The sequence below is a fragment of the Ruegeria sp. ANG10 genome, from assembly GCF_040705255.1.
Lineage (GTDB): Bacteria > Pseudomonadota > Alphaproteobacteria > Rhodobacterales > Rhodobacteraceae > Ruegeria.
In genome coordinates this window covers 18,110-43,681 of record NZ_JBFCVU010000013.1, presented here as the reverse complement: position 1 = coordinate 43,681, position 25,572 = coordinate 18,110, and the positions used below count along the sequence as shown (strand labels likewise).

At 58.7% G+C, this 25,572-nt stretch carries 27 protein-coding genes; 15 read left to right on the top strand and 12 right to left on the bottom strand.

What is annotated here, in order from left to right; genetic code table 11:
- Positions 1–6 precede the first annotated feature (6 nt).
- On the bottom strand, positions 7–1,455 hold the full coding sequence (locus tag AB1A64_RS20400; protein WP_366553693.1) for an FAD-linked oxidase C-terminal domain-containing protein: 1,449 nt from the start codon (positions 1,453–1,455) through the stop codon (positions 7–9).
- 82 nt (positions 1,456–1,537) lie between these two features.
- On the opposite strand from AB1A64_RS20400, the gene AB1A64_RS20395 reads away from it, so the two are divergent.
- Together AB1A64_RS20395 and AB1A64_RS20390 are read left to right on the top strand one after the other, a co-directional pair.
- On the top strand, positions 1,538–2,248 hold the full coding sequence (locus AB1A64_RS20395) for a DUF599 domain-containing protein (RefSeq protein WP_366553691.1): 711 nt from the start codon (positions 1,538–1,540) through the stop codon (positions 2,246–2,248).
- Positions 2,249–2,283: 35 nt separating this feature from the next.
- Positions 2,284–2,631, top strand: coding sequence for a hypothetical protein (locus AB1A64_RS20390; RefSeq protein ID WP_366553689.1), 348 nt, complete (start codon positions 2,284–2,286; stop codon positions 2,629–2,631).
- A gap of 3 nt (positions 2,632–2,634) precedes the next feature.
- Here the strand turns inward: AB1A64_RS20390 and AB1A64_RS20385 are convergent, their stop codons facing one another.
- The 4 genes from AB1A64_RS20385 to AB1A64_RS20370 all read right to left on the bottom strand — a co-directional run bounded on the left by AB1A64_RS20385 (position 2,635) and on the right by AB1A64_RS20370 (position 5,510).
- Positions 2,635–3,120 (bottom strand): NAD(P)H-dependent oxidoreductase, encoded by a 486-nt coding sequence (locus tag AB1A64_RS20385; RefSeq protein ID WP_366553687.1) that lies wholly within the window; start codon positions 3,118–3,120, stop codon positions 2,635–2,637.
- Position 3,121: 1 nt separating this feature from the next.
- Complete coding sequence (gene rlmH, locus AB1A64_RS20380) at positions 3,122–3,592, bottom strand: 23S rRNA (pseudouridine(1915)-N(3))-methyltransferase RlmH (RefSeq protein ID WP_366553685.1); 471 nt, start codon at positions 3,590–3,592, stop codon at positions 3,122–3,124.
- A gap of 44 nt (positions 3,593–3,636) precedes the next feature.
- Entirely contained in the window at positions 3,637–3,996 is a 360-nt protein-coding gene (gene rsfS / locus AB1A64_RS20375) for a ribosome silencing factor (RefSeq protein WP_058276550.1), read from the bottom strand.
- A gap of 164 nt (positions 3,997–4,160) precedes the next feature.
- On the bottom strand, positions 4,161–5,510 hold the full coding sequence (locus tag AB1A64_RS20370) for a mechanosensitive ion channel domain-containing protein (RefSeq protein ID WP_366553682.1): 1,350 nt from the start codon (positions 5,508–5,510) through the stop codon (positions 4,161–4,163).
- A 90-nt stretch (positions 5,511–5,600) separates the two neighbouring features.
- Between AB1A64_RS20370 and AB1A64_RS20365 the strand changes: the two genes are divergently transcribed.
- The 7 genes from AB1A64_RS20365 (at position 5,601) to AB1A64_RS20335 (ending at position 11,549) form a co-directional block, all read left to right on the top strand.
- Complete coding sequence (locus AB1A64_RS20365; protein ID WP_170351859.1) at positions 5,601–5,699, top strand: isopropylmalate isomerase; 99 nt, start codon at positions 5,601–5,603, stop codon at positions 5,697–5,699.
- Positions 5,700–5,752: 53 nt separating this feature from the next.
- Positions 5,753–7,156: a 3-isopropylmalate dehydratase large subunit gene (leuC, locus tag AB1A64_RS20360; protein ID WP_366553680.1), complete on the top strand. Its 1,404-nt coding sequence runs from the start codon at positions 5,753–5,755 to the stop codon at positions 7,154–7,156.
- 37 nt (positions 7,157–7,193) lie between these two features.
- Positions 7,194–7,748 carry a DUF308 domain-containing protein gene (locus AB1A64_RS20355; protein WP_366553678.1) on the top strand — a complete coding sequence of 185 codons (555 nt, stop codon included), beginning with the start codon at positions 7,194–7,196 and terminating at the stop codon, positions 7,746–7,748.
- Between the two features lie 42 nt (positions 7,749–7,790).
- The gene (gene leuD, locus AB1A64_RS20350) at positions 7,791–8,396 is read left to right on the top strand and encodes a 3-isopropylmalate dehydratase small subunit (protein WP_366553676.1); all 606 of its coding nucleotides are present in this window, start codon (positions 7,791–7,793) and stop codon (positions 8,394–8,396) included.
- A gap of 331 nt (positions 8,397–8,727) precedes the next feature.
- Positions 8,728–9,558 (top strand): hypothetical protein, encoded by an 831-nt coding sequence (locus tag AB1A64_RS20345; protein ID WP_366553674.1) that lies wholly within the window; start codon positions 8,728–8,730, stop codon positions 9,556–9,558.
- The gene (locus AB1A64_RS20340) at positions 9,555–10,598 is read left to right on the top strand and encodes an endonuclease/exonuclease/phosphatase family protein (RefSeq protein WP_366553672.1); all 1,044 of its coding nucleotides are present in this window, start codon (positions 9,555–9,557) and stop codon (positions 10,596–10,598) included. Before AB1A64_RS20345 ends, AB1A64_RS20340 begins: the two co-directional genes overlap by 4 nt.
- Positions 10,599–10,655: 57 nt before the next feature.
- Complete coding sequence (locus tag AB1A64_RS20335) at positions 10,656–11,549, top strand: LysR family transcriptional regulator (protein ID WP_366553670.1); 894 nt, start codon at positions 10,656–10,658, stop codon at positions 11,547–11,549.
- On the opposite strand, the gene AB1A64_RS20330 is transcribed toward AB1A64_RS20335, so the two are convergent.
- A complete protein-coding gene (locus AB1A64_RS20330; RefSeq protein WP_366553668.1) occupies positions 11,546–12,073 on the bottom strand; it encodes a redoxin domain-containing protein in 528 nt (175 codons plus the stop codon). The genes AB1A64_RS20335 and AB1A64_RS20330 overlap by 4 nt on opposite strands.
- A 91-nt stretch (positions 12,074–12,164) precedes the next feature.
- Between AB1A64_RS20330 and leuB the strand changes: the two genes are divergently transcribed.
- On the top strand, positions 12,165–13,268 hold the full coding sequence (gene leuB, locus AB1A64_RS20325) for a 3-isopropylmalate dehydrogenase (protein ID WP_366553666.1): 1,104 nt from the start codon (positions 12,165–12,167) through the stop codon (positions 13,266–13,268).
- 62 nt (positions 13,269–13,330) lie between these two features.
- On the opposite strand, the gene AB1A64_RS20320 is transcribed toward leuB, so the two are convergent.
- The gene (locus AB1A64_RS20320) at positions 13,331–15,514 is read right to left on the bottom strand and encodes a PBP1A family penicillin-binding protein (protein ID WP_366553664.1); all 2,184 of its coding nucleotides are present in this window, start codon (positions 15,512–15,514) and stop codon (positions 13,331–13,333) included.
- Positions 15,515–15,773: 259 nt separating this feature from the next.
- Here AB1A64_RS20320 and AB1A64_RS20315 point away from each other — a divergent pair, with 259 nt between their 5' ends.
- Positions 15,774–16,112, top strand: a complete 339-nt coding sequence (locus AB1A64_RS20315; protein WP_170351849.1) for a P-II family nitrogen regulator — start codon at positions 15,774–15,776, stop codon at positions 16,110–16,112.
- Positions 16,113–16,146: 34 nt separating this feature from the next.
- Positions 16,147–17,475: an ammonium transporter gene (locus AB1A64_RS20310; protein WP_366553662.1), complete on the top strand. Its 1,329-nt coding sequence runs from the start codon at positions 16,147–16,149 to the stop codon at positions 17,473–17,475.
- 72 nt (positions 17,476–17,547) lie between these two features.
- On the opposite strand, the gene AB1A64_RS20305 is transcribed toward AB1A64_RS20310, so the two are convergent.
- From AB1A64_RS20305 to AB1A64_RS20290, 4 genes are all read right to left on the bottom strand, one after another.
- Complete coding sequence (locus tag AB1A64_RS20305) at positions 17,548–18,732, bottom strand: amino acid aminotransferase (RefSeq protein WP_366553660.1); 1,185 nt, start codon at positions 18,730–18,732, stop codon at positions 17,548–17,550.
- Positions 18,732–19,586 (bottom strand): 3-mercaptopyruvate sulfurtransferase, encoded by an 855-nt coding sequence (gene sseA, locus AB1A64_RS20300; protein WP_366553658.1) that lies wholly within the window; start codon positions 19,584–19,586, stop codon positions 18,732–18,734. Before sseA ends, AB1A64_RS20305 begins: the two co-directional genes overlap by 1 nt.
- Positions 19,587–19,666: 80 nt before the next feature.
- Positions 19,667–19,936, bottom strand: coding sequence for a hypothetical protein (locus AB1A64_RS20295; protein ID WP_366553656.1), 270 nt, complete (start codon positions 19,934–19,936; stop codon positions 19,667–19,669).
- 29 nt (positions 19,937–19,965) lie between these two features.
- The gene (locus AB1A64_RS20290) at positions 19,966–20,529 is read right to left on the bottom strand and encodes an XRE family transcriptional regulator (protein WP_366553857.1); all 564 of its coding nucleotides are present in this window, start codon (positions 20,527–20,529) and stop codon (positions 19,966–19,968) included.
- 106 nt (positions 20,530–20,635) lie between these two features.
- Here AB1A64_RS20290 and ilvD point away from each other — a divergent pair, with 106 nt between their 5' ends.
- Complete coding sequence (gene ilvD, locus AB1A64_RS20285; RefSeq protein WP_366553654.1) at positions 20,636–22,468, top strand: dihydroxy-acid dehydratase; 1,833 nt, start codon at positions 20,636–20,638, stop codon at positions 22,466–22,468.
- Between the two features lie 115 nt (positions 22,469–22,583).
- Positions 22,584–23,030: an NUDIX domain-containing protein gene (locus tag AB1A64_RS20280; RefSeq protein ID WP_366553652.1), complete on the top strand. Its 447-nt coding sequence runs from the start codon at positions 22,584–22,586 to the stop codon at positions 23,028–23,030.
- 1 nt (position 23,031) lies between these two features.
- Here the strand turns inward: AB1A64_RS20280 and AB1A64_RS20275 are convergent, their stop codons facing one another.
- Positions 23,032–23,850: a sulfotransferase family protein gene (locus tag AB1A64_RS20275; protein ID WP_366553650.1), complete on the bottom strand. Its 819-nt coding sequence runs from the start codon at positions 23,848–23,850 to the stop codon at positions 23,032–23,034.
- A 140-nt stretch (positions 23,851–23,990) separates the two neighbouring features.
- On the opposite strand from AB1A64_RS20275, the gene AB1A64_RS20270 reads away from it, so the two are divergent.
- On the top strand, positions 23,991–25,568 hold the full coding sequence (locus AB1A64_RS20270) for a DUF5928 domain-containing protein (protein ID WP_366553648.1): 1,578 nt from the start codon (positions 23,991–23,993) through the stop codon (positions 25,566–25,568).
- Positions 25,569–25,572 lie beyond the last annotated feature (4 nt).

Genomic DNA, 25,572 nt, shown 5'->3' with positions numbered 1-25,572 from the left:
GGTCTGTTACTCGGCGGCCAGACGCACATCGCGCCGGGATGCTGACGCGTCCAGAGGGAACACTTTGGCGGGGTTCAGCAACCATTTCGGATCAAACACGTCCTTGATCGCCATCTGTGCTTCCAGATCTTGCGGCGCGTATTGATGTGTCATCAAATCCCTCTTTTCCACGCCAACCCCGTGTTCACCCGTCAGGCAGCCGCCCACATCGACGCAAAGCCGCAGAATGTCGGCTCCAAACGCCTCGCATTTCTCAAGATCGCCGGGTTTGTTGGCGTCGAACAAGATCAGAGGATGCATGTTGCCGTCACCCGCATGAAACACGTTGCCGACGGGCAGGCCGTAGTCTTGGCTCATCTCGCCGATCCGGCGCAACACTTCGGGCAGGGACGAGACCGGGATCGTGCCGTCCAGACACATATAGTCGTTCATCTGCCCCATGGCTCCAAAGGCCGATTTCCGGCCCAACCAAATCTTGGCGCTTTCCTCGGGCGATTGGCTTTCGCGAATTTCCACCGGGTTATGACGTTTGGCAATCTCGACGATCTTCGACAGTTGATAGTCAATCTCGGCCTCGGATCCTTCGACCTCGATGATCAGCAGCGCCGTGCAATCGGGATAGCCTGCTTTGGCAAAATTCTCACAGGCCCTGATGCACAGCGTGTCCATAAACTCGATCGCGACAGGCAGAATGCCCGATTTGATAATGTCCGAGACACAATGCCCGGCGACTTCGTTGTTGTCGAAGCCAATCAGCACCGGTCGGGCGCCCTCGGGTTTGCGCAGGATGCGCAGCGTTGCCTCGGTCACGACACCCAATTGCCCTTCCGAGCCGCAAATCACCCCCAGCAGGTCCAATCCACCCGCATCCAGATGCGCGCCGCCGATCTCAACCACACTGCCATCCATCAAAACCATGGTCACGCCCAGCAGGTTGTTGGTCGTCACACCGTATTTCAGGCAATGCGCCCCGCCGGAATTCATCGCAACATTGCCCGCGATGGCGCAGGCCAGTTGTGACGAAGGATCGGGGGCGTAAAAGAAATCCTCTTCCTCAACGGCCCCGGTCACACTCAGATTGGTGCGGCCGGTCTGAACGCGGATAAAGCGGTTGTCATAATCGGTCTCCAACACCTCGTTCATGCGGGCGATGCCCAGAATGACGCAATCCGCCGTCGGCAATGCCCCGCCCGCCAGAGACGTGCCCGAACCGCGCGGCACCACCGGCACGCCTTCGGCATGGCAAATGCGCAGCACGTCCGAGACCTGTTGCGTGGTCGCCGGCAACACCGCCAGCATCGGAGGACATTTATACGCCGTCAGCGCATCGCATTCATACGCGAGGGTTTCAGCAGCATCATGGATCACGGCATCTTCGGGCAAAACCGCTAGCAATTGCTGCAATACGGCGTCCCTTCGGCGTAAAATTTCTGGGTTTGGCGTTGGCATTTCCATGGCGATCTCTCCGATTTGGTAAAATAATATTACCAATTTCTACATCTGGCAAGTTCTCTTGGCCGCGCGTAGTGTCGCGACCATGACCTGGATTGAACGCGCCCTGGTGTTTTCACCACTCGACTATGCGGCCATTGTGCTGCTGTTTTGTGCCTGGCAGTGGATCGGCTGGCGGATCGACAATCCCTCACCGCGCAAGAATTCCGTCACGATGATGATGGATGATTTTCGCCGCAACTGGATGCACGAGATGGTTACGCGCCAACCGCGCATGTTCGATGCGCAGATGGTGGCCACCATGCGGCAGGGCAGCACGTTTTTCGCCTCGACCACGATGATTGCCATAGGCGGCGGGCTGGCCTTGCTGGGCAATACCGAACGTCTGGCCGGGGTGGCGCAGGATCTGGCCATAGGCAGCGCCCCGGCGCTGGTCTGGGAGATCAAGATTCTGATTGTACTGGCTTTTCTGTCCAATGCGTTTCTGAAGTATGTCTGGGCGCATCGCCTGTTCGGCTATTGCGGGGTGCTGATGGCCGCCGTGCCCAATGACCCCGAAGACCCGCAGGCCTATCCCCGCGCCGCGCAGGCCGCCGAGATTTGCGTTACCGCCGCGCGCAGCTTCAACCGTGCCCTTCGGGCGACCTATTTTGCGCTGGCCTCGGTGACATGGATATTGGGGCCGGTTGCCCTGTTCATCGGCACCGCCGTCACCTTTGGCGTGTTGTACCGGCGGGAATTTGCCTCGCATTCACGATCGATCCTGATGGACCTACCGCCCAACACAGGTTCGTGATGACGCGGGTGCGTCGCACACCCTATGGTCAGCGCATGCGATATTTGATTCTCAGCGCCCTTTTGGCCAGCCCAGCCGTTGCCGATCCGCCGGTGATCGAGAATGTCTCAGCCCGTCAGAGCGGCAATACGTGGCGATTCGACGTAACGATCCGCCATCCCGATACCGGCTGGGATCATTACGCAGATGGCTGGCGTGTGCTGGATATGGACGGCAATGAACTGGGCATGCGCGTGTTGCACCATCCACATGAGAATGAGCAGCCCTTTACCCGATCGCTGAGCGGCGTGGCCATTCCTGCGGGTGCCACACAGGTTCAGATTCAGGCGCGCTGCAATGTCGATGGCTGGAACGAAAGTACTACAGTTGTTGATTTGAACTGAGTCTCAGAACACACCCAGGGCCAGACCCGCAGCCAAAGCAGCACCGATCTCGCGACAGTGTTCCAGTTGTTCGTCCGGTATAGTCTTTTCCGCCAGAATCGCCTCGGGCGTTTGCGCATGGGTGCAGATAATCAGTGGCGGCTGCACCTCTTTCAACCGCCAGCCGGTGGCGATCCGGGCCATTTGGCGCGCAGCATTCTCACCATCGGACCCAGCACAAACCATTTGGGCATAGGGGCGCCCTTCGATTTTGCCCAGCACGGGATAATAGCTGCGGTCGAAAAACTCTTTCATCAAACCCGAAATCGCGGCTAGATTCTCGGGCGCGCAGAAAACGTAGCCATCGGCGCGCAGGAGATCGTCCGGTCCGGCCTGATCAGCGGGTTTCAGGATGGTTTCGGCCTCGTCCCGCGCCGCCTCAGCTGCGGCTTTGGCCATTTGCCGGGCGCCGCCGGTGCGTGAATGGTAGACGATCAATAGCTGCGCCATGTCAGACCCGGTGATAAGGGCCGCCCGACAGGATAGTTGCGGCCCGGTAAAGTTGCTCGGCCAGCATCACACGGACCAGCATATGGGGCCAGACCATTGACCCGAATGAGATGGAAAAATCGGCCTCGTCCCGCAGATTAGGGTCTATTCCGTCCGCCCCGCCAATGATCAGCGCCAAATCCTGACGCCCGGCATCGCGCCATCCGCCCAGCTTCTTGGCAAATTCCGGCGAGGACATCAGCCGCCCGCGTTCGTCCAGGGTGCAGATCACAGCCCCCTTTGGCAGTGCCTTGCGCAACAGCGCGGCTTCGGCCCCCATGCCTGCGTTTTTTTTGTCTTCAACCTCGACCACACGTGCAGGACCAAGGCCCAGTGCGCGGCCGGTCCGGTCAAATCGGGTCAGGTAATCGTCAAGCAGGGTCTTCTCCGGTCCGGCACGCAATCGCCCGACCGCACAAATGCTTATACGCATATTTCTCTCGCCGCCGACCTGTTAATGCAGGTCGGGATGGCGCCTCAGTTCGCCGAGGCGCTGCCGCCCTGAGGCAGCCACATCTTTTCCAGCTGATAGAATTCACGCACTTCGGGGCGGAAGATATGGACGATCACGTCGCCCGTATCGATCAGCACCCAGTCGCCGGCATCCTTGCCTTCGACCTTCGAGGTGAAACCGAATTCCTGCTTGATGCGATCCGTCAGCTTTTCCGCCATGGCCGAGACCTGACGGGTCGACCGACCCGAGGCAATCACCATGTGATCCGCAACCGAGGACTTGCCCTGCAGGTTGATCTGCACGACATCTTCGGCCTTGTCATCGGAAAGTGAGGAAAGGATACGTTCAAGCAGCTTGTCGCTGATTGACTGAGAGTGGGCCATTACACTGGCACCATCATCGGCGGGCAAACCCGCCTGGTTATGTAGAGACAGGACATAGTCCTCCTTTGTTGCGCGCCGCCAAACCCCGGCGTCGGGGTACTAATAAGGTAACAAGGTGAATGCAACATTTCAATGAAACGCCGCTATGCGGGGCGCACAGGGGATCACTCTTTGGCGACCTGTTGCGTGGCTGCGTCGGACAACAATCGAACCTCGCGTTGGGGGAAGGGGATGGAAATACCTTTGGATTGGAACGCATCCCACAGGGCCAGATAGACATTGCCTCGGATATTGGTCAGCCCCTTTGTCGGGTCACTGATCCAGAACCGCAGGACGTAATCCACGCTGCTGTCACCGAATCCGGTGATGTGGCAAACCGGCTCGTGCTTGCCGCCACTTAGCACACGCGCCACGGATTTGACCGCACCGATAGCCGTCGCACGGACGTTGTGCGGGTCGTCATCATAGCTGGTGCCGAACTCCAGGTCCAATCGCACAAATTTGTCGGAATGCGACCAGTTCACCACCTGATTGGTGATCAAATCCTCGTTCGGGATCAGGTACTCCCGCCCGTCCCGCGTCACGACCGAGACATAACGCGCGCCCAGCGCATTGATCCAGCCGAACGTGTCGCCCAACGAGATTACGTCGCCCGGCTTGATCGACCGGTCCATCAGGATGATGATCCCGGATATCAGGTTCGACACCACCTTTTGCAACCCGAACCCGATCCCCACACCAATCGCACCGGACAGCAGCGCAATTCCGGTCAGGTCAAAGCCAAGCGTGCGGATAGCGGCCATAAAGACAGCCCCATACAGCAGCACCTGAATGCCTTTGGCCAACAGAACCTGCATGGAAGGGGTGATGTCGTCATTGCTCATCAATCCCCGCTCGGCCGCGCGGGTGCCAATACGGGCCAGCGTCAGCAAAATGCCGATCAGCAGAACCGCCTTGATGATCCCCAAAGCCGAGATGTGCAGATCGCCAATGGAAATCGCCACCCCGTCCAAAAACTCGGCCACGTCATCGGTCAGATTCAGCGCAATCAGTGTTGCATAGACCCACATGGCCCATTTGAATATCCGCCGCAGGGTCCGGTTGCGCACCAGCCGCGCCACAAGGGCAATGGCCAGCCACGCCAAGGCCAAAGTCGCAAACACGCCGATAATGTAACTGCGCGACGGCCAGGTGACTTGCTGCATCAGAAGATACAACGCCCAGGACATCACTACGAAATAAACCAGCGTCAGGCGCTGCATGAGCTGCACCAAGGTCCGCAGCCGCCATTTCGGCCAGCCCGAGCGGGACCGTGCCCAGGTTTCCCACCGGCCTTGCGTCACCAATTTCAGAAGGACGGCCAGCACCCACAGAACCACAATGATGACCAACTGGTGCTGCCGCCAGCCCGGGGTGACAATCAGCTCGACAAGGTTTTCGAATTGCACGGAAAAGCCCGCGACCATGTTTTCATAAAGGTCCGACAGCGAGCTGGGGATCAGGTCCTGATTCATGGCTCCAGCTTGGACAGCGTTGCACAATGATGCAAGTCTGACACCGGATTGAACCTTGATTGACGGCAAAGCCCGATATATCTGGTGCGCATGAGACTCAATCTGGCCCCTGCACCGACGTTGCAAGACCGCACGCGCCTGCGTGAACGGTTCTTTGGGGCCGCCCGCACGGTTCTGGCCCGCCTATAAGGCGCGTCCAGCCACTCGCCAGCAATTTCTCATTTAAATACGGGAGAGGACCCATGTCCCCCAAAACACTCTATGACAAGATCTGGGATGCTCATGTCGCGCACGAAGCCGATGATGGCACCTGCCTGCTGTATATCGACCGCCACCTGGTGCACGAAGTCACCAGCCCGCAGGCGTTCGAAGGCCTGCGCATGGCGGGCCGCAAGGTGCGCGCACCGGAAAAAACCATCGCCGTGCCGGACCACAACGTGCCAACGACACCGGATCGGGTGAACGGGATCGAGAACCCGGAATCGCGCATTCAGGTTGAAGCGCTGGACAAGAACGCCAAGGATTTTGGCATTCACTATTACCCGGTGCATGACGTGCGTCAGGGCATCGTGCACATCGTCGGCCCGGAACAGGGTTGGACCCTGCCCGGCATGACCGTCGTCTGCGGCGACAGCCACACCGCCACCCATGGCGCGTTTGGCGCGCTGGCCCATGGCATCGGCACCTCCGAGGTCGAGCATGTTCTGGCCACGCAGACGCTGATCCAGAAGAAATCCAAGAACATGAAGGTCGAGATCACCGGCAAATTGCAGCCGGGCGTGACCGCCAAGGACATTACTCTGGCCGTGATTGGTGAGACCGGCACCGCTGGCGGCACCGGCTATGTCATCGAATATTGCGGCGAAGCGATCCGTGATCTGTCCATGGAAGGTCGCATGACCGTCTGCAACATGGCCATCGAAGGCGGCGCCCGGGCGGGCTTGATCGCGCCGGACGAAACGACGTTTGAATATGTCAAAGGTCGCCCGCACGCACCTAAAGGCGCGCAGTGGGAAGCTGCGATGGACTGGTGGAAGACGCTCTACACTGATGAAGGCGCGCATTTCGACAAAGTCGTGACCCTGCGCGGAGAGGATATTGCGCCGGTTGTCACATGGGGCACCAGCCCCGAAGACGTGTTGCCGATCACCGCGACCGTACCGCATCCTTCGGATTTCGAAGGCGGCAAGGTCGAGGCGGCTCGTCGTTCGATCGAATATATGGGCCTGGAAGCGGGCCAAAAGCTGAGCGATGTGAAAATTGACACCGTCTTTATCGGATCGTGCACCAATGGCCGTATCGAAGACCTGCGCGCCGCCGCCGAAATTCTGAAGGGCAAAAAGATCAAGGACGGTCTGCGGGCCATGATCGTACCGGGCTCGGGCCTGGTGCGCGCTCAGGCTGAAGAAGAGGGTCTGGCGGATATCTTTAAAGAGGCCGGCTTTGAATGGCGTCTGGCCGGGTGTTCGATGTGTCTGGCGATGAACCCGGATCAGCTGGCACCGGGGGAGCGCTGTGCCGCGACCTCAAACCGCAATTTTGAAGGCCGTCAGGGCCGGGGCGGACGCACGCACCTGCTGAGCCCGGCAATGGCTGCCGCAGCGGCAATCACGGGACGGCTGACAGACGTCCGTGAATTGATGTAAGGTCCCCTCATATCTAGATATTTGAGGGATTGAACACATGAGTGACTGGATCAAATGGTTCCTGCTGGGGCTGCTGTCGATAGCATTTGGCGTCTTTGCGCTGGGCAATGCGATTGCGGCTTCGGTTGCGGTGACGGTGGTGACCGGGGTGTTGCTGCTGATTGCAGGCGCGTTGCAGGTTGTCGGCGGGTTCACCGTCGAAGGCACTGGTAACAAGATCCTGTCTCTCATCATGGGTGTGGTAATGCTGTTTCTGGGCTGGTCCTTTCTGGATCACCCGCTGCAGGGCACCCTGACCTTGGCGACGGTGATGCTGGTTCTGTTTATGGCAGGTGGCATCGCGCGGGTCATTCTGTCGTTCCAGATGAAAGGAACGCAGTTTTTCTGGCCCACGATGATCTCGGGCATCTTGTCGATCGTCCTCGCCGCTATCATCTGGACTTATGTGGGCAAGGAACCCCAGGCTCTGCTGAGCATTCTGGGGATCTTCCTGGGCATCGAAATGCTGTTCAACGGGTTCGGATTGGTCTTCATGGCGCTCTTCATCAAGAACGCACCCAAAGACGAAACAAAAGAAGCGAAACAGGCTTAAACGCGGGGCACGGGCGCAGCCTTCTCCCGCAGGAGTGTGAACATGGAAAAGTTTGACAAAGTCCACGGGGTGGCTGCCCCAATGCCACTGATCAATATCGACACCGATATGATCATTCCGAAAGTGCATCTGAAAACCATCAAACGGTCCGGCCTTGGCGTCGTGCTGTTTGACGAGATGCGCTATCACGATGACGGGCAGGAGAACGAAGAGTTCGTCCTGAACCAACCCGCCTATCGCGAAACCGAGATTCTGGTGGCTGGCGACAATTTCGGCTGCGGCTCGTCGCGCGAACACGCACCCTGGGCAATCAAGGATTTCGGCATCAGGGTGGTGATCTCGACCAGCTTTGCCGACATCTTCTATAACAACTGCTTCAAGAACGGCATTTTGCCGATTGTGGTCGAAGAAGAACATCACGCGCTGCTGATGGAAGACGCCCACAAGGGTCAGAACGCCCGCATGACCGTGCATCTGGAAAACCAGCAGATCACAACCTCGGATGGCATCGTGATCGAGTTTGAAGTCGACCCGCACCGCAAACATTGCCTGCTGAACGGTTTGGACGATATTGGCCTGACGATGGAAAAAGACCATCACATCGACAAATTCGAGGATCACGCAGGCCAGGCCCGCCCCTGGGTGTGATTCTGTGGATGAATCTGTGGATACTCAACCTAATGGGGTCGCTTCGGCGACTCCATTCGCATTCTTGGGGTCAAAAGTTTAAAAACCACAAGATATAGGTATCAATTTGAGATACACGTCGGATTTGCGTCGAAAATGATGCAATCCCGCACCAGTTGCGCCATCTTTTTGCCCGAAATTACGTGTTTTCTGCACCCTGGCTTGAGCGAAATGTCGCTTATCGTCAAAGTTGGCGAGACAGAGGCATCCGTCAAAAAATTACGCGGCGGGCACAAGTTGGAACGTAAGCCGGCAAAGAATCGGCTACTCCGGTTTGGAAAGGGTTCGGATAGTGATTGCGCGCACAACTGGGGCGGCAATTCGGGGAATAATGGTTGCACTGATGGTGCTAACCCCCGCGTTGTACCTGCCCGTATCGTCAACGAATGGCACCGAGATTGTCGTCTTTCTCGCCATTCTCGCATTCTTTCTGACGTTTGCTGAATATAACTCGGCCTTTCCCAGCTTTATCGAATTCCGCGACGCACCACCTGTGAACCGCCTGCGTTTTGTCGGGTTGATGTCGATGATCACTTTCCTGACGCTGATCTGCAAAGACGCCTATGCGCCCAGCGATCTGACCGGGCTTTTCTATGCGTTGGGGCTGGGCATCGCCAATGTTGTCGATTTCCCGTATTCGCCGGTTCGGCTGGTTGTGCTGGTGCTGCCCGCCGATGCCAACGCGCCGCTGATCGAATTGGTGCGTATCTCGGCCAGTGTTGCTTATGTTGCCGCGTTGGTGACCATTGCCAGCTTTGCCTATGCGGTGAAGATGCGCGGCTGGCCTACCGGCAACGGTGCGTTCAACGTCTGGACCAACCTGCCGCTGTTTGACCCGACCAAGGGCGGCGACGTCGTCACCCGCCTGCAACGGGACGGGCGCCTGAATATCTCGATCGGGGTGCTGCTGCCATTCCTGATTCCAGCGCTGATCAAATTGCTGACCGACTATGCCAACCCGATCTCGCTGAGCAATCCTCAGACCATGATCTGGACCATGAGCGCCTGGGCCTTTTTGCCCGCCTCAATGATCATGCGCGGCATGGCGACATTGCGCATCGCCAACCTGATCGTTGAAAAGCGCCGCGCCTATTCCACAACCGAGTCCACACAGACCGCATGATCCGCATTCTTCTTCTGTTGCTGTTGCCGGTAATGGCACAGGCAGAAACGCTGCGCATTGCCACCTTCAACACCGAGCTGAACCGCGACGGGCCGGGTCTGTTGCTGCGCGATATCCAGCGCGGCGACCCGCAGGTACAGGCGGTGGTCGACGTACTGGTCGCAGCCCGGCCTGACATTGTAAGCCTGCAAAGCATCGACTGGGATATGGATGGACTGGCTTTGACTGCTTTGATCGACCTGCTGCGGGCCGCGGGGCTAGACTATCCCCATCACTTCGCCGCCCAGCCCAACGCGGGCCTTGAGACCGCTTTGGATCTGAACGGAGACGGGCGCACCCATGGCCCGGCAGACGCGCAGGGCTGGGGTCGTTTCAGCGGTCAGGGTGGGCTTGCGGTGCTGTCACGGCACCCTATCCGCACCGACAATGTGCAGGAGTTTACGAATCTGCTGTGGCGCGACCTGCCGGGCGCGCTACTGCCGGTGACGGAAGACGGCCCCTTTCCATCGGAACAGGCCCAGCGCATTCAGCGCCTGTCTGCCGTGGCCCATTGGATCGTACCAGTGGACACACCCATCGGTGCGCTGGATCTGATGACCTTTCACGCCGCCCCACCTGTGTTTGACGGCACCGAGGACCGCAACGGGTTGCGCAACCGCGACGAAATCCGGCTTTGGTCCGCAGTTCTGGACGGAAAATTGGGGCATAGGCCCCAAGGCCCCTTCGTGATCGCCGGAGATGCCAACCTGGACCCGACACGCGGCGACGGTCGGACCGAGACGATGCGGGCATTGTTGGCTGATCCGCGCTTGCAGGACCCACACGCAGATCAACCATTGGAGTCCCAGACCACCGTGGTCTGGAAGGCGGTGGGCGAAATGCGGGTGGATTACGTGCTGCCCTCGGCCGACCTGCAAGTTACCGCAGCGGGGGTGTTCTGGCCCAAACCGGGCACGCCTCTGCGCGTCGCTGCTGAACAGGCCAGCAGACACCGGTTGGTCTGGGTCGACATTGCTGCGCCCAAGCAGCTTTCGCACTGATCCATTCATTTCACTTCTGTAATTGCCGCCAGGCTCGGAACGTGTATTCATTTCTGAATGGATAAATCTCTTACTCATGCCGACTGGTCTTTGATCCAAAGCTTTCTGGCCGTGGCTCAGACCGGCTCGCTATCGGCAGCAGCGCGGCAATTGGACCGCAGCCAACCCACGCTGGGCCGCCAGATCCACGCGCTTGAGGATGAGCTAGGCGTGTCCCTGTTCGACCGGCATGCGCGCGGCCTGAAGCTCAGCGATGTCGGCACCCAACTGCTGCCGATGGCGCAAAAGATGCATTCAGCGATGACGTCATTCAGTCTGGCGGCAGCGGGTCAGGCGCAGCAACTGGAAGGGACGGTGCGCATCACCGCCTCGGTTTTTGCATCGCATCACTTGTTGCCGCCGATTCTGGCACAGATACGGGCCCAGGAGCCAGCCATTCAGTTGGAGTTGGTCGCAACGGATACCATCGAGAACCTGCTGTATCGCGAAGCCGACATTGCCGTACGCGCCTATAGGCCCGAGCAATTGGATCTCATCTCGCGCCATCTTGGGGATTTGCAACTTTGTTTCTGTGCCGCCCGGACTTATCTGGATCGCGCTGGACGGCCACAGCAGCCAGAAGAACTGTTCAACTACGATCTGGTTGGCTTTGACGCCAACGAGTTGATGATCACCAAGATGCGCGAGCGTGGCTGGCCCGCCAGCAGGGACAGCTTTGCCACTAGGTGTGATCTGCAAAGCGCCTATTGGCAACTGGTCCGCGCAGGCTGTGGCATCGGCTTTACACAGGTTCAGGTGGCAATGGCCGACCCGGATGTCGAGATCGTGCTGCCCGACCTTGATGTTCTGTCACTTCCAATCTGGCTGGCTGCTCCGCAGGCCATGCGACAGACCCCGCGCATTCGCAGGGTCTGGGATTTGCTGGCCGACGGGTTGAAGGCCAGCCTTTAAAGCGCGCCGGTATAGGTGCCGCGCGGCGGGTAGTTGTTGCCCAGAGTGAATTTCAGACCGCCAACAATGTCGGACATGGCAGGCCGGGCAAACGGCGTGGTCTGTTGCCACGCATAATAAAGCATACGGTTCGGTGCGATAAAGAAATGACCGGGCTCGGCGAACAGGTCAGGTTCCGCACTGCCTTCACGCGCGGTTGAGATGTTCAGCCCCCAATCATCCCGCGCCGCGGCCAGCGGAAGGCTGTGCCCAACACGCAGCCGCGAAACACCGGCCTTCTCGACCGTTTCCGCTACACGCTCGGCCGTGTCCGTGGTGATCATGATCACTTCGATCCCCAATTCGGCAAACTCATCCAGAGCCGCTTCGACCTCGGCCATCTGCTTGATGCAGATCGGGCAGTGCAGGCCGCGATACTGAATCACCAGCGTGCCGTTTTCACCCTTGTCGGCATCCAGATCGAAACGTCCATGGCTCACGGTTTCAATTTTCAGCTCAGGAACGGGGTTTCCCGGTATCAACATGTGTTTTCCTCGTGATTTGGCCGGATCGTCTCATTGACCCGATGCGGCGCAGACGCTAGGGCCTTTGCGACGAAACGCAAGGAGATCCTTCATGTCCAACCCCTCGCTCCTCATCCTGCCCGGAGACGGAATTGGCCCCGAAGTCATGGCCGAAGTGCGCAGAATCATCGGCTGGTTCGGCGAAAAGCGCGGCCTTCACTTTGACGTGAGCGAGGACCTGGTGGGCGGTGCGGCCTATGACGCCCACGGCAAGCCCCTGTCGGACGAGACCATGGCCAAGGCACAAGAGGTCGACGCCGTTCTGCTGGGGGCCGTGGGCGGCCCGAAATACGACGATCTGGATTTCAGCCTGAAACCCGAACGCGGGTTGCTGCGTCTGCGCAAGGAAATGGACCTGTATTCCAACCTGCGCCCGGCGCAGTGCTTTGACGCGCTGGCCGATTTCTCGTCGCTGAAAAAGGACATCGTCGCCGGTCTGGATATCATGATCGTGCGCGAACTGACCTCGGGCGTCTATTTCGGCGAGCCGCGCGGTATCTTCGAGGAAGGCAACGAACGTGTCGGCATCAACACCCAGCGCTATACCGAATCCGAGATCGAACGCGCCGCACGTTCGGCCTTTGAGCTGGCGATGCGCCGGAACAAAAAGGTCTGCTCGATGGAGAAGGCCAACGTGATGGAATCGGGCATCCTGTGGCGCGAGGTCGTGGACCGTGTGGCCAAGGAATACCCCGAGGTCGAGCTGTCGCACATGTACGCAGACAACGGCGCGATGCAGCTGGTGCGCGCACCCAAACAGTTTGACGTGATTCTGACCGACAACCTGTTCGGCGACATCCTGTCGGATTGCGCAGCAATGCTGACCGGTTCGCTGGGCATGCTCCCGTCGGCGTCCTTGGGGGCACCGATGGCCAATGGCCGCCCCAAGGCGATGTACGAACCGGTCCACGGCTCGGCCCCCGATATCACGGGTCAGGGCAAAGCCAACCCGATCGCCTGTATCCTCAGCTTTGCCATGGCGCTGCGCTATAGCTTTGATCAGGGGGCCGAGGCGGATCGACTGGAGGCCGCGATCGAGAAGGTTCTGGCTGACGGTGTCCGTACTGGTGACCTGCTGGCTGATGAGGGCGTTCAACCGGTCTCGACCACCGAAATGGGTGACGCGATTCTGGCGGCGCTGGACAGCAGCCTATAATCAGAGACTTAGTTAAAACAGAAAGGCGGTGCCCGGTGCACCGCCTTTTTTTTGTCGGCACCTCAGTTGCCGAAGATGTTTTTGAACAGGTTGTTGATCGCATCTTCAAAGCCACGCCCCTGACGTCGTTGCCGTTGTGGCTGCGCCGTCCGTACCGGAGGGTCAGGGGCCAACATGGGCAGCGGAGTGGGCGTCATACCTTCGGTCACGCGCAGCATGGTTTCTTTCCAGATCTCTGCAGGCAGGCCACCCCCGGTCACACCGGACAGGGGCGTATTGTCGTCATAGCCCATCCAGACACCGGCCACATAATCCGCCGTGAACCCGATAAACCACGCATCCCGCGCAGCCTGCGTCGTGCCGGTTTTTCCGGCCACCTGCCAGCCCGGCAGCTGCGCCCGTGCGCCGGTGCCTTCGGACACCACACGCTGCATCATCCAGGTCAGCTGCTTGGCGGCTTTGTCATTAATCACCCGCTCACCAATGCCCGAGCTGGTCACCATCACCGGCGTATCATCTTCCAGCAGCTTCAGCTCTGAAAGGCCGTAAGGTTCCACAGCAGAGCCGCCATTCAGTATACCGGCATAGGCACCGGTCATTTCGATCAGCGTGCTTTCCGATGCGCCCAGCGCCAGCGCCGGACCCTGCGCCAGATCGCTTTCAATACCGAATTCGCTGGCGACCGTGCGCACATTGTCCAAGCCCGCAATCTCGGCCACTTTCACTGCCGGGATGTTCAGCGAATTCTTCAACGCATCCGCCAGCGTCACCCGACCGTAGAACTTGTGGGTATAGTTCTTGGGACACCACTGACCGGACCCCGGAATGTTGACGCAATAGGGCTCGTCCATAACCGTATCCAGCGGTGAATAGCCCAGCTCCAAAGCAGTGGCATAGACAAACGGCTTGAAGGATGACCCGGTCTGGCGCAGCGCCTGCGTAGCGCGGTTGAACGCACCGGAGACCCGCGTTTGGCGCCCGCCGACCATGGCGCGTACAGCGCCATCCGCAGACATCACCACAATCGCGGCCTGTGCTTTGGACCCTTCGCGAACCTTTTCCTGAAAGATGTATTTCAGCGCTTCTTCCGCCGATTTCTGCAAACGCTGGTCCAGCGTGGTCTTGATCACCACATCATCCGTGGTGTCAGCACCAAAATAGCTGGGCAGTTCGGTGATGACCCAATCGGCAAAATACCCGCCTGCTCGTGCCGCTGCGGCTTCAGACAATTGCGCCGGGTTGTTACGCGCCTGAGTGGCTTGGGCGGTGGTCAGGTAATCTTGCGCCTCCATCAGCCCCAGCACCAGCCGCGCCCGGTCCTGCGAGCGTTGCAGGTTATTCGTGGGCGCATAGCGCGTGGGGGCCACCAGCAGACCGGCCAGCATCGCCGCCTGTGCCGGGTTTACCTCGGCCGCGGAAATACCGAAATAGCGCTGGCTTGCAGCCTCGAACCCGCGGGCACCGGCACCAAGGAACGCGCGGTTGAGATAGATGGTCAGAATCTCATCCTTGGAATATTTGACCTCCATCGCGATCGCATAGACCGCCTCCTTGCCCTTGCGCCAAAGCGACCCCTGACGGCAATCGGATTCATAGGCGGCCTCAGAGTCCCATTCGCTGGGCACGTACGGCACACCCAAGCACAGCAGCTTGGCGGTTTGCTGCGTGATGGTTGATCCGCCGTGACCTGACAATGGTCCACGCCCCTCACTCAGGTTGATGCGCACGGCGCTGGCCACACCCCGGGGGCTGACGCCAAAATGACGATAGAACCGCTTATCCTCGGTGGCGACGACAGCGTTCTTTAGGTGAGGTGAAACAGTGCCCGCCGTGATCACCCCGCCGAACTGATCCCCGCGCCAGGCAAAGACCTTGCCATCGCGATCCAGCAGTGTGACCGACCCCCGCGCGCGGCCATCCAGCAACTCATTCACGTCGGGCAGCGTGGTGTAGACAACCCCGACAGCCAGCGCCAACAGCATCGCAGCCACCGCACCGACGCGCCAGGTCACACCCCAGATCAGCCGCCAGACCCAACGGAAGAAACGGCGGAAAATACCCCCACCACCGCCACCGGATTTCCGGCGCGTTTTCTTTCGCGTGGTCCTGCGAGTCGTCGTTTTGCGCGCGACCGCCTTCTTGCCCGCGGGTTTCGCGGTACGCTTGGTCGCCGCCGGCTTGCGCCCTTTCGACGGGTATCTTTTGTCCGCAACAAGCGGAGCCTTTCGGCGCCTGGACTCAGTCATGCTCAAACTCTGCCCGGTTATCGTTTTGAGGCACAATACCCTGCCACGCCGACGAAGTAGAGGTCTGAATTTCCGGCAATCGCCCTCTTTAAGTTGCCTATTTTTTACGCATTTGCCAAATTTTGTGCAAAAATTGCGCACTTTGGCGCGCATTCCCCCTGCGTCGTCCCCCCTAAACCGTTCCTTCCCGCGATCAGTCGCGCTCTTTTTCTGCAGGTGCAAACAAGCCGGACCCACCGGGGAAGCAGAGGGGAATAGCGTGAAACTGATTATTGCGACAATCAAGCCGTTCAAGCTTGAAGAGGTGCGCGAGGCACTGACCGACGCAGGCCTGCAAGGCATGATGGTGACCGAGATCAAGGGCTTTGGCTCTCAGTCCGGCCACACGGAAATCTATCGCGGGGCCGAATACGCCGTGAACTTCGTACCAAAAATCAAGCTGGAGATCGTGGTGCCTGCCACGATGGCCGACCAGATCGTCGAAACCATCACCAAAACCGCCCGAACCGGCAAGATCGGTGACGGCAAGATTTTCGTCCTCGATGTCGAGCAGGCCCTGCGCGTGCGGACCGGGGAAATGAACGAAGAGGCGCTGTAAGCGCTCTCTATCCCAAAATATTCGAGGACTGACTATGAACCTGATGAAATCTCTCATCCCTGCCGCCGCGATCATCGCGTTGCCGCAGATGGGTCTGGCGCAAGAGGCAGCTGCCGAAGGCGAGGCCGCGCTGCACACCCAGTATATCTTCACTACTCTGTTGTTCCTGATGGGCGGCTTTCTGGTGTTTTTCATGGCTGCCGGTTTTGCCATGCTGGAAGGTGGCCTGGTGCGTTCCAAGAACGTGGCGATGCAGATGATAAAGAACGTGGCGCTGTTTTCCATCGCCGCGATCATGTATTGGCTGATCGGCTTCAACCTGATGTATCCGGGCGATGGCTGGTCCATCACCGGTTGGTTGGGTCCGTTCTTTTCGACCACCAAGCTTGATCCCGTCGGCGTGGGTGCCGATGCGGCCGCGCTGGACTATGCCTCGGTCGGTTCAGATTTCTTCTTCCAGCTGGTCTTTGTGGCCGCGACTGCATCGATCGTCTCGGGCGCTGTGGCGGAACGCATCAAGCTGTGGCCCTTCCTGGCCTTTGTCGTCGTGCTGACCGGCATCATGTACCCGATCACCGGGTCGTGGCAGTGGGGCGGTGGTTGGCTGTCCGAAGCCGGATTCTCGGACTTCGCCGGGTCGACCGTGGTGCATTCGGTCGGTGGCTGGGCAGCACTGGCTGGTGCCATCATCCTTGGCCCGCGCATCGGCAAGTACAGCAAAGACGGCAAAGTCATCCCGATCCCAGGCTCCAACCTGGCGCTGGCGACCTTGGGGACATTCATCCTGTGGCTGGGCTGGTTCGGCTTCAACGGCGGATCGCAGCTGGCGATGGGCACCGTGGGGGATGTCTCGGACGTGTCGCGCATCTTTGCCAACACCAACATGGCTGCCGCTTCGGGTGCCGTCGCAGCGCTGATCATGACCCAGCTTCTGTATAAAAAGCCAGACCTGACCATGGTGCTGAACGGCGCACTGGCCGGTCTGGTGTCGATCACCGCCGAACCTTTGGCCCCGACCCTGTTCGGCGCACTTTGGATCGGTGCTGTGGGCGGTATCATCGTGGTCTTTGCGGTTCCGATGCTGGACAAGTTCAAAATCGACGACGTGGTCGGCGCAATCCCGGTTCACCTATTCGCAGGTATCTGGGGCACTATCGCCGTCATCTTCTACGGCGAAGCAAACCTGATCACGCAATTGACCGGTATCATTGCCTACGGTGTGTTCACTTTTGTCGGAGCTCTGGTCCTGTGGATGATCCTGAAAGCCACCGTCGGCATTCGCGTCAACGAAGAGGACGAGATCAACGGTCTCGACATGGCAGAACTGGGTATGGAAGCGTATCCCGAGTTCTCTAAAGGCTAAGAGTTAAACGCTCGCGAAACAAAAAACCCGGGCGTTCGCGCCCGGGTTTTCTTTGACTAAAGCTAGCGGATTTCAAACCCCGACGTCGACAATCGCCTTGGCCAGAATTGGCACGGTGGTCGCGTTTAGACCGGCGATGTTCAGGCGGCTGTCGCCGACCATGTAGATACCGTGAACGTCGCGCAGTTTCTCGACCAGTTCCGGAGCCGCACCGAGGCGCGAGAACATGCCGCGGTGCTGGGCAATGAAACCAAAGCGGTCCGAGCCGCTGAGTCGTTGCAATTCATCCGACAGCTGCTGACGCAGGCCCAGCATGGACAGGCGGACCTCTTCCAGCTCGGTGGCCCAGTCGGCCCGCAAGGCGTCGTCATTCAGAATGGTGGTCACCACGCGCGCGCCATGGTCGGGCGGGAAGGAATAATTCTGGCGGTTCAGAAACGCCAGCGTGGCCTGATTCAAAGCTGTCTGCGCCGCATCGTCACTGATCGCCATCAACAGGCCGGTACGCTCGCGGTAGATGCCGAAGTTTTTCGAACAAGACGCCGCGATCAGGCAGCGTTTGACCGACGAGGCCACAAGTCGGGCCGCCTGCGCGTCCGCCTCAAGGCCGTCGCCAAAGCCCTGATAGGCAATGTCGATCATCGCAACCAGACCACGTTCGTTGATCAGGTTCACGACCTCTTGCCACTGCACCATGTTCAGGTTGGCACCGGTCGGGTTGTGGCAGCAGCCGTGCAGCAGCACGACGTCGCCCGCCTTGGCGGCCTTCAGGTCTTCGATCATGCCGTCGAAATCGACACCGCGTGTTTCACCATCGAAATAGCGGTAGGGGACCATCTCCATCCCAAGATAGTTCAGAATCGACAGGTGGTTCGGCCAGGTCGGGTTCGACACGAAAACGCGCGCCGATGGGTTGGCCATGCGGATCAATTCGAACGCCTGACGACAGGCACCGGTTCCACCCGGAGTGGCCACGGCAGCAATGTTACCGCGCGGCACGGACGTGCCCAGAATCAAACCAATCATCGCATCCGCATAGGCCGGATCACCGGCCAGACCGGTATAGGCTTTGCTTTCCTGCTCCTCCAGAATGCGCTTTTCGGCGGCCTTCACCGCGCGCATTACCGGGGTCACACCTTCGGCATTCTTGTAGACGCCGACGCCCAAATCGATCTTTTGATCACGCGGGTCTTCGCGGTACATCTGCACCAATGCCAGAATTTTGTCGGCAGGCTGCGGTTTGAGGTTCTCGAACATCAGTTCTCTCCGGTTGCGACGGGCAGGGTCGGGAAGGCACCCCATTCAGCCCAGGAGCCGTCATAAAGCGAGTGGTCTTTCTTGCCTAAGCGTTCCAACGCCAAGCTGAGGATGGCGGCGGTCACGCCCGACCCGCAGGATGTGATCGCAGGTTTGGACAGGTCCACGCCTGCAGATTCGAACACAGCGCGGCAATCATCAGGCGATTTCATCGTGCCGTTCTTGTTCAACAGCAGGTCAAAGGGCACGTTGCGCGACCCCGGAATATGGCCCGACCGCAGGCCCTCGCGCGGCTCAGCCGCAGTTCCGGCAAAACGGGTGGCGGACCGGGCATCGATAATCTCATGATCGGCCAGTTTGGCAGCGGCCGACACCTGCGTCACATCCCGTACCAGATGGTTCTGCACACGAACGGTCATGTGGCGATCCCGAATGATCGGCGGCAGGTCTTCGATTTCACGGCCCTCGGCCTGCCATTTCGGCAAGCCGCCATCCAATACGGCAATGTTTTCCTGACCCATCAGCCGAAACAGCCACCAGACCCGCGCCGCAGACATCAGTCCGGCACCGTCATAGACCACGACCTGATGCCCATCCCCCACGCCCATCGCCCGCAGGCGCGACATGAATTTCTCGACCGGTGGTGCCATATGCGGCAGGTCCGAACGCTGATCGGAAATATCATCGATATCGAAGAACCGCGCACCGGGAATGTGGGCGGCATCATATTCCGCCTTAGCATCCCGTTCCTGTTGCGGCAGATACCACGACCCGTCCAGAATCCGTAAATCAGGATCCTTGATATGGGCGGCAAGCCATTCGGTGGAAACGAGTGTTTTCGGATCGTCCTGCATCAAAGCCTCCCCTAAGCGAGCTTGAGTTTTCCCTATACGCGCACGCATTCGGGTTCAAGACTGGATGGGGTCTCGCCCGCCTAACGCGCGCGCCTGAGACGGAAAAACTGAACGATCCCGATCATACTGATCAAAATCCAGAAAGATTCGATCAACATCGACGCCAGATTGAAATTCTGAAGCAGTGAATAGACGATCAGGATCGACCCTGCGAGATTCAGCACCGGGAACGCCAGATCGTCCGAATTCATCATCCGCATCTGAGTGGCGAAATACGCAGCTACCACGACCAAAGCACCGAGTGAGCCAATCGCATCCGCCAGTGTCAGAGTTTCCAGAAAAGCGCCCATATCTTGCCTTTTGCTAAGTGGGGTCAGGGTCAGCCGATCGCAGCCAGCGCATCCAATTGTGCATAATGGTGCATGTTCAAAAACGCAGCCCCCTGATCACCGGCGCGATAGCCATGCGGCAGGTCCGCAGCAAACCGCAGGCCCTGCCCTGCCTGAAGCGCCACCCACTCACCATCACGCAAAATCTCAAGCGCGCCGTTCAGGACAAAGACCTCTTCGGTCACGCCAGTCGCGTGGGCGGCGGATTCGTGGCTTTGGTTCGGCGCAAGTTCCACATGAAAGGTCTCGGCCCGCAGGGCGGGGTCAAAGGGAAAGACGATCTTAACCTCGATGCTGCCGGGAAAGGTCACCGTGCGAAACACGTCAGGCGTGGCCGTATCCCGAAACGCCGCCGGTCCGATCAGCGCGCTAAGGGGCAGTTGAAACCCTTTGGCGATCTTCCACAGCGTCGCGATGGTCGGGCTTGATTCGCCGCGCTCGATCTGGCCCAGCATGGCCTTGCTGACCCCGGTCATGTCGGCAACCTTGGACAGGCTCAGCCCCGAGGCCGCCCGCACATCCCGTAGTTTCAGTGTAATATCGTCCGGTGCCATCTGATCGTCTTTCGAATCCTCTTGTGCGTTATAGCGCACATGTGGTACGTGCGCTATAACGCACACATCCCGCATATCGCAACCGGGGCAAAAGGGAAACAGCATCATGCCAATGTACCGATCCAGAACCTCTACCCATGGCCGCAACATGGCCGGTGCCCGTGGCCTTTGGCGCGCCACCGGTATGCAGGATGACGATTTCGGCAAGCCGATCATCGCCATCGTCAACTCGTTCACTCAATTCGTTCCCGGTCACGTGCACCTGAAGGATTTGGGTCAGATGGTTGCGCGCGAGGTTGAGGCAGCGGGCGGTGTCGCCAAAGAGTTCAACACTATCGCGGTGGATGACGGCATCGCCATGGGTCATGACGGGATGCTGTATTCTTTGCCGTCGCGTGAGGTAATTGCGGATTCGGTGGAATACATGGTCAACGCGCATTGCGCCGATGCAATGGTCTGCATCTCAAACTGTGACAAGATCACCCCCGGCATGCTGATGGCCGCGATGCGCCTGAACATCCCGGCCATCTTCGTCTCGGGCGGACCGATGGAGGCGGGCAAGATCGACATCGCCGATCTGGACGTCAAGAAGATCGACCTCGTCGACGCGATGGTTGCCGCCGCTGATGACAAATACACCGACGAACAGGTGCAGCATATCGAAGAAAATGCCTGCCCCACCTGCGGGTCCTGCTCGGGTATGTTCACTGCCAACTCGATGAACTGCCTGGCCGAAGCGCTGGGTCTGGCGCTGCCGGGCAATGGCTCGACCCTGGCCACCCATGCTGATCGAAAAGACCTGTTTCTTGAGGCCGGTCGTCGCATCGTCGAGATCACAAAACGCCATTATGATCTGAACGAAAAAGGCTTCCTGCCGCGCGAGATCGCAACCTTTGAGGCGTTTGAAAACGCCATGAGCCTCGACATTGCCATGGGCGGATCGACCAACACGGTTCTGCACCTGCTGGCCATCGCGCATGAGGGCGAGGTGCATTTCACGATGTCCGACATGGACCGCCTCAGCCGCAAAGTCCCCTGCCTGTGCAAGGTGGCGCCAAACACTGAAAATGTACACATGGAAGACGTTCACCGCGCCGGGGGCATCTTCTCGATCCTGGGTGAGCTTGGTCGCGCGGGGCTGCTGCACGAAGATTGCGCCACCGTGCATTCCGCCACGATGGGTGAGGCAATCGCGAATTGGGACATCAAGGTCGCGAACAACCCCAAAGCACAAGAGCTGTTCAAGGCCGCCCCGGGCGGCGTGCGCACCACCCAGGCCTTCAGCCAATCGAACCGGTACAAGGAACTGGATATCGACCGCGAAGGCGGTGTAATCCGGTCGAAAGAGCATGCCTTCAGCCAGGATGGCGGTCTGGCGGTTCTGTTCGGCAATATCGCCCGGGACGGCTGCATCGTTAAAACCGCGGGCGTTGATCCCAACAGCCTGACCTTCACCGGATCGGCCTATGTCTGCGAAAGCCAGGATCAGGCGGTCAACGACATTCTGACCGGCAAAGTCGAAGCGGGCGACGTGGTGGTGATCCGCTATGAAGGCCCGCGCGGCGGTCCGGGGATGCAGGAAATGCTGTATCCGACCTCGTACCTGAAATCCAAAGGTCTGGGCAAAGCTTGCGCACTGCTGACCGATGGCCGGTTCTCGGGCGGCACGTCGGGCTTGTCGATTGGCCACGTCTCACCAGAAGCCGCCGAGGGCGGTGAGATCGGACTGGTGCGCCCGGGCGACAAGATCGAGATCGACATCCCCAATCGCAGCATCCACCTGGTCGTGTCAGACGAAGAACTGGCAGCGCGGCGAGAAGAGCAGGACGAAAAGGGATGGGTGCCGGCCGAGCCACGCAAGCGCAAGGTGTCGACCGCGCTCAAAGCTTACGCCAAGCTGACAACAAGCGCTGCGAAAGGTGCTGTGCGCCAAGTGTGACGAAGCAGTTTCCAAACCACCGAAACTACAATAGCTTGAAAGGCCTCGCTAACAAGAATAGCGAGGCCTTTCTCTTTTGCATTCAATGATATCCATAGAAAACTCGGTGAAAACCATGACATTCTGGCGCCCGCATAACGGTATCCGCGTCAAAGCCATAGGCTTGCATTGGCGGGAGGGTAAACTCCTCGCTGCCGAAGTTCCGGATGACACCGGCCGTATCAAGGGCGTGCGTCCTTTAGGTGGATCGGTCGAATTCGGCGAAACGTGGCACGACGCGCTGAAGCGTGAGTTCAGGGAAGAGCTTGATGTGGCGATAGAAATCAGTGGACAACCACTGGTGATCGAGAATCTCTACCAGCACGAAGGCCATCAGGGGCATGAGATTATTTTTGCGGCCGAGATCCAGTGCCCGGAACTTCTGAATTTGCCCGACACCCCGATCTCATTCGCGGAAGACGATGGTCAGAGTTGGACGGCAGGTTGGTTCAGTCTGGATACTCTGGATATTGGCGGCCCAGAGCTTTACCCAACCGGCCTGAAGGATCACCTGCTCCGTTAGCTCAGTCGCCCAGTTTGGCGTGAACCTCATCCAGATCGATTTCACCGATCGGCATCTTATTCGCCGGGTTCTCAAAATCGTATCGGAACAGTTCGAAATCCTGTTTGTAGATTTCGTAGACCAAATGCATGGACAGATCGTCGAAATAATCCTCGACCGGATGCGCTCGTTTAGGACCATGCCCTTCGGATTCGTTGAACCGTGGAATATCTGAAAGGCTGACCGCGTGAGGTGTGTCCAGATTTTCCAGCACCCCTTGCATTCCGTCATTGAATTTCTCGGTCCAGAAAATGCGGTCGTAACGCCCACCATTTACGATGAAGGTCGAGACATGCCCTGACACGGCCGACCAGTGAATGTCCGGGTCCATCGGTCGGCGCCAGCGGATCGTATCCCGCGCAAACAGCAAAAAGCGGCGAAAACTGGCGATCTGGTCAAACTCACCCTTACCGTCATCGCCGCCCACTTCGATCCCGTAATTGTAGATCAGCGTCGGTACCAGATTGCCGCGATACCGGCTGCCATTGCGCTGAATACCGCAAATCTTGTCAAAGAACGAGCTGAGTATCCGGGTGTACGGATTGCGCACACATGTAAAGGAGTAAGAGGCGTGCTTGCGAATATTGCTGGAAATCCGGGCCTGGCTGTCAGCAAAGGCCCATTTGTGCATACCGTCCTTGGCGTCGTGAATATCGCCATCGAAAAACCGACCGTGGTCCGAATAGTACATGATCTGCCCGATGGTCGAGCACGCACATTTCGGCACAACACGGTACACCATACTCTCACTCTCGGTCATCCATGTACCGGGAAAACCCATCTGCAGTGCCTCCTCAGCGGGTCAAATTAACCACACGCGCCCGCCTAGGGTTCTAAAAAACCAAAAATATTCTGTTTATTCAATCGCTCATCCTCAGTATCAGAGAGCAAACAGGCAGAAACGGACGAAACAGACGCAATATGGCAAAAATTGCCTATATTCTATTGTGCCACAAGGACCCTGACGCGATCATCGCGCAGGCCGAGCAACTGACAGCCGCAGGCGACTGCATGGCCATCCACTTTGACGTGCGCGCCAGTGCGGCCGCGTATGACCGCATTCGCAGCGCGTTGAAAGACAACCCGAATGTGGCTTTTGCCGCCAAGCGCATCAAGTGCGGTTGGGGCGAGTGGTCTTTGGTGCAAGCGACCCTGTATGCCGTACAGGCTGCGGTGGATGCGTTTCCACGGGCCACCCATTTCTACATGCTGTCCGGCGATTGCATGGCGATCAAAACTGCCGAATACATCCATTGGTTTCTGGATCAAAACGACAAGGATTTCGTGGAAAGCCACGATTTCTTTGCCAGCAACTGGATCAAGACCGGCATGAAGGAAGACCGGCTGATCTATCGCTTTTTTTTCAACGAACGCACCCAGAGCAAGCGGTTCTATGCCGCATACAACCTACAAAAACGCTTTGGCCTAACCCGCGACATACCAGCGGATATTCAGATGATGATCGGCAGCCAGTGGTGGTGCCTGCGCCGCCGCACGGTCGAGATGATTCTGAACTTCCTGCAACAGCGCCCGGATGTGGTCCGCTTTTTCTCGACCACCTGGATCCCGGATGAGACGTTTTTCCAGACCCTTGTCCGCCATCTGATCCCCAAAGAAGAGATCGAAAACCGAACCCCCACTTTCCTAATGTTCTCGGATTACGGGATGCCGGTGACCTTTTACAACGATCACTACGACATGCTGTTGGGGCAGGACTACATGTTTGCCCGCAAGATCAGCCCCGAGGCGCATGAGTTGAAAGAACGGTTGGGCCAGCTCTATGCCAGCGAAGGGGTCGAGTTCCAAATCTCGGATGAAGGGCGGAACCTCTATGGGTTTCTGACCGGGCGCGGAAGGGTTGGTCGCCGTTTTGGGCAGCGCTTTTGGGAGGCCGGGAATACCCTGGGTCCCGAACGCGAACTATATCTAATTGCTTGCAAAAAATGGCACGTGGCCAAGCGCCTGGTCGATCAGATCACGTCCGAGACCGACATTCCTTGTGTCGAATACCTGTTCAATGAAGAAGACACCCTTCTGCCTAATCTTGGCGGTATCGAGACGACGCTGGTCAAGCGCTCCCGCCACCGGCGCGCGGTCGTGCGGATGATGTTCGATCATTTCCAGACCGACAAGCTGGTGCTGTGTGTGGACCCGGCCAATCTGGATATCATTCAGGATTTCTGCTCGGACCAGGTCAAGACCCGGGTTCTTGAGATCGAGTGCGACTATTCTGACGACTATCTGATTGGCCATGCCCGCCGGGTCGGTCTGGCCGGAGAAAACAGCCCATCGGAAACCGTGGCGCGCCTTGTGCCGGCCTTGCGCAATTCGCTGGCCTATGAATCCGAATTGATCCGGGGTGCGGGGTTCGACGGATACTTGCGTATCCGCGAGGTCAACACGCGGACTGAAAACGAAGAGGTAATGGCCGAGTTTCTGAATGTCCCAGAAGACAAGGCGCAGGCCGTGATGCGGCTGGATTACCTGTTTGCGGACTGAACCG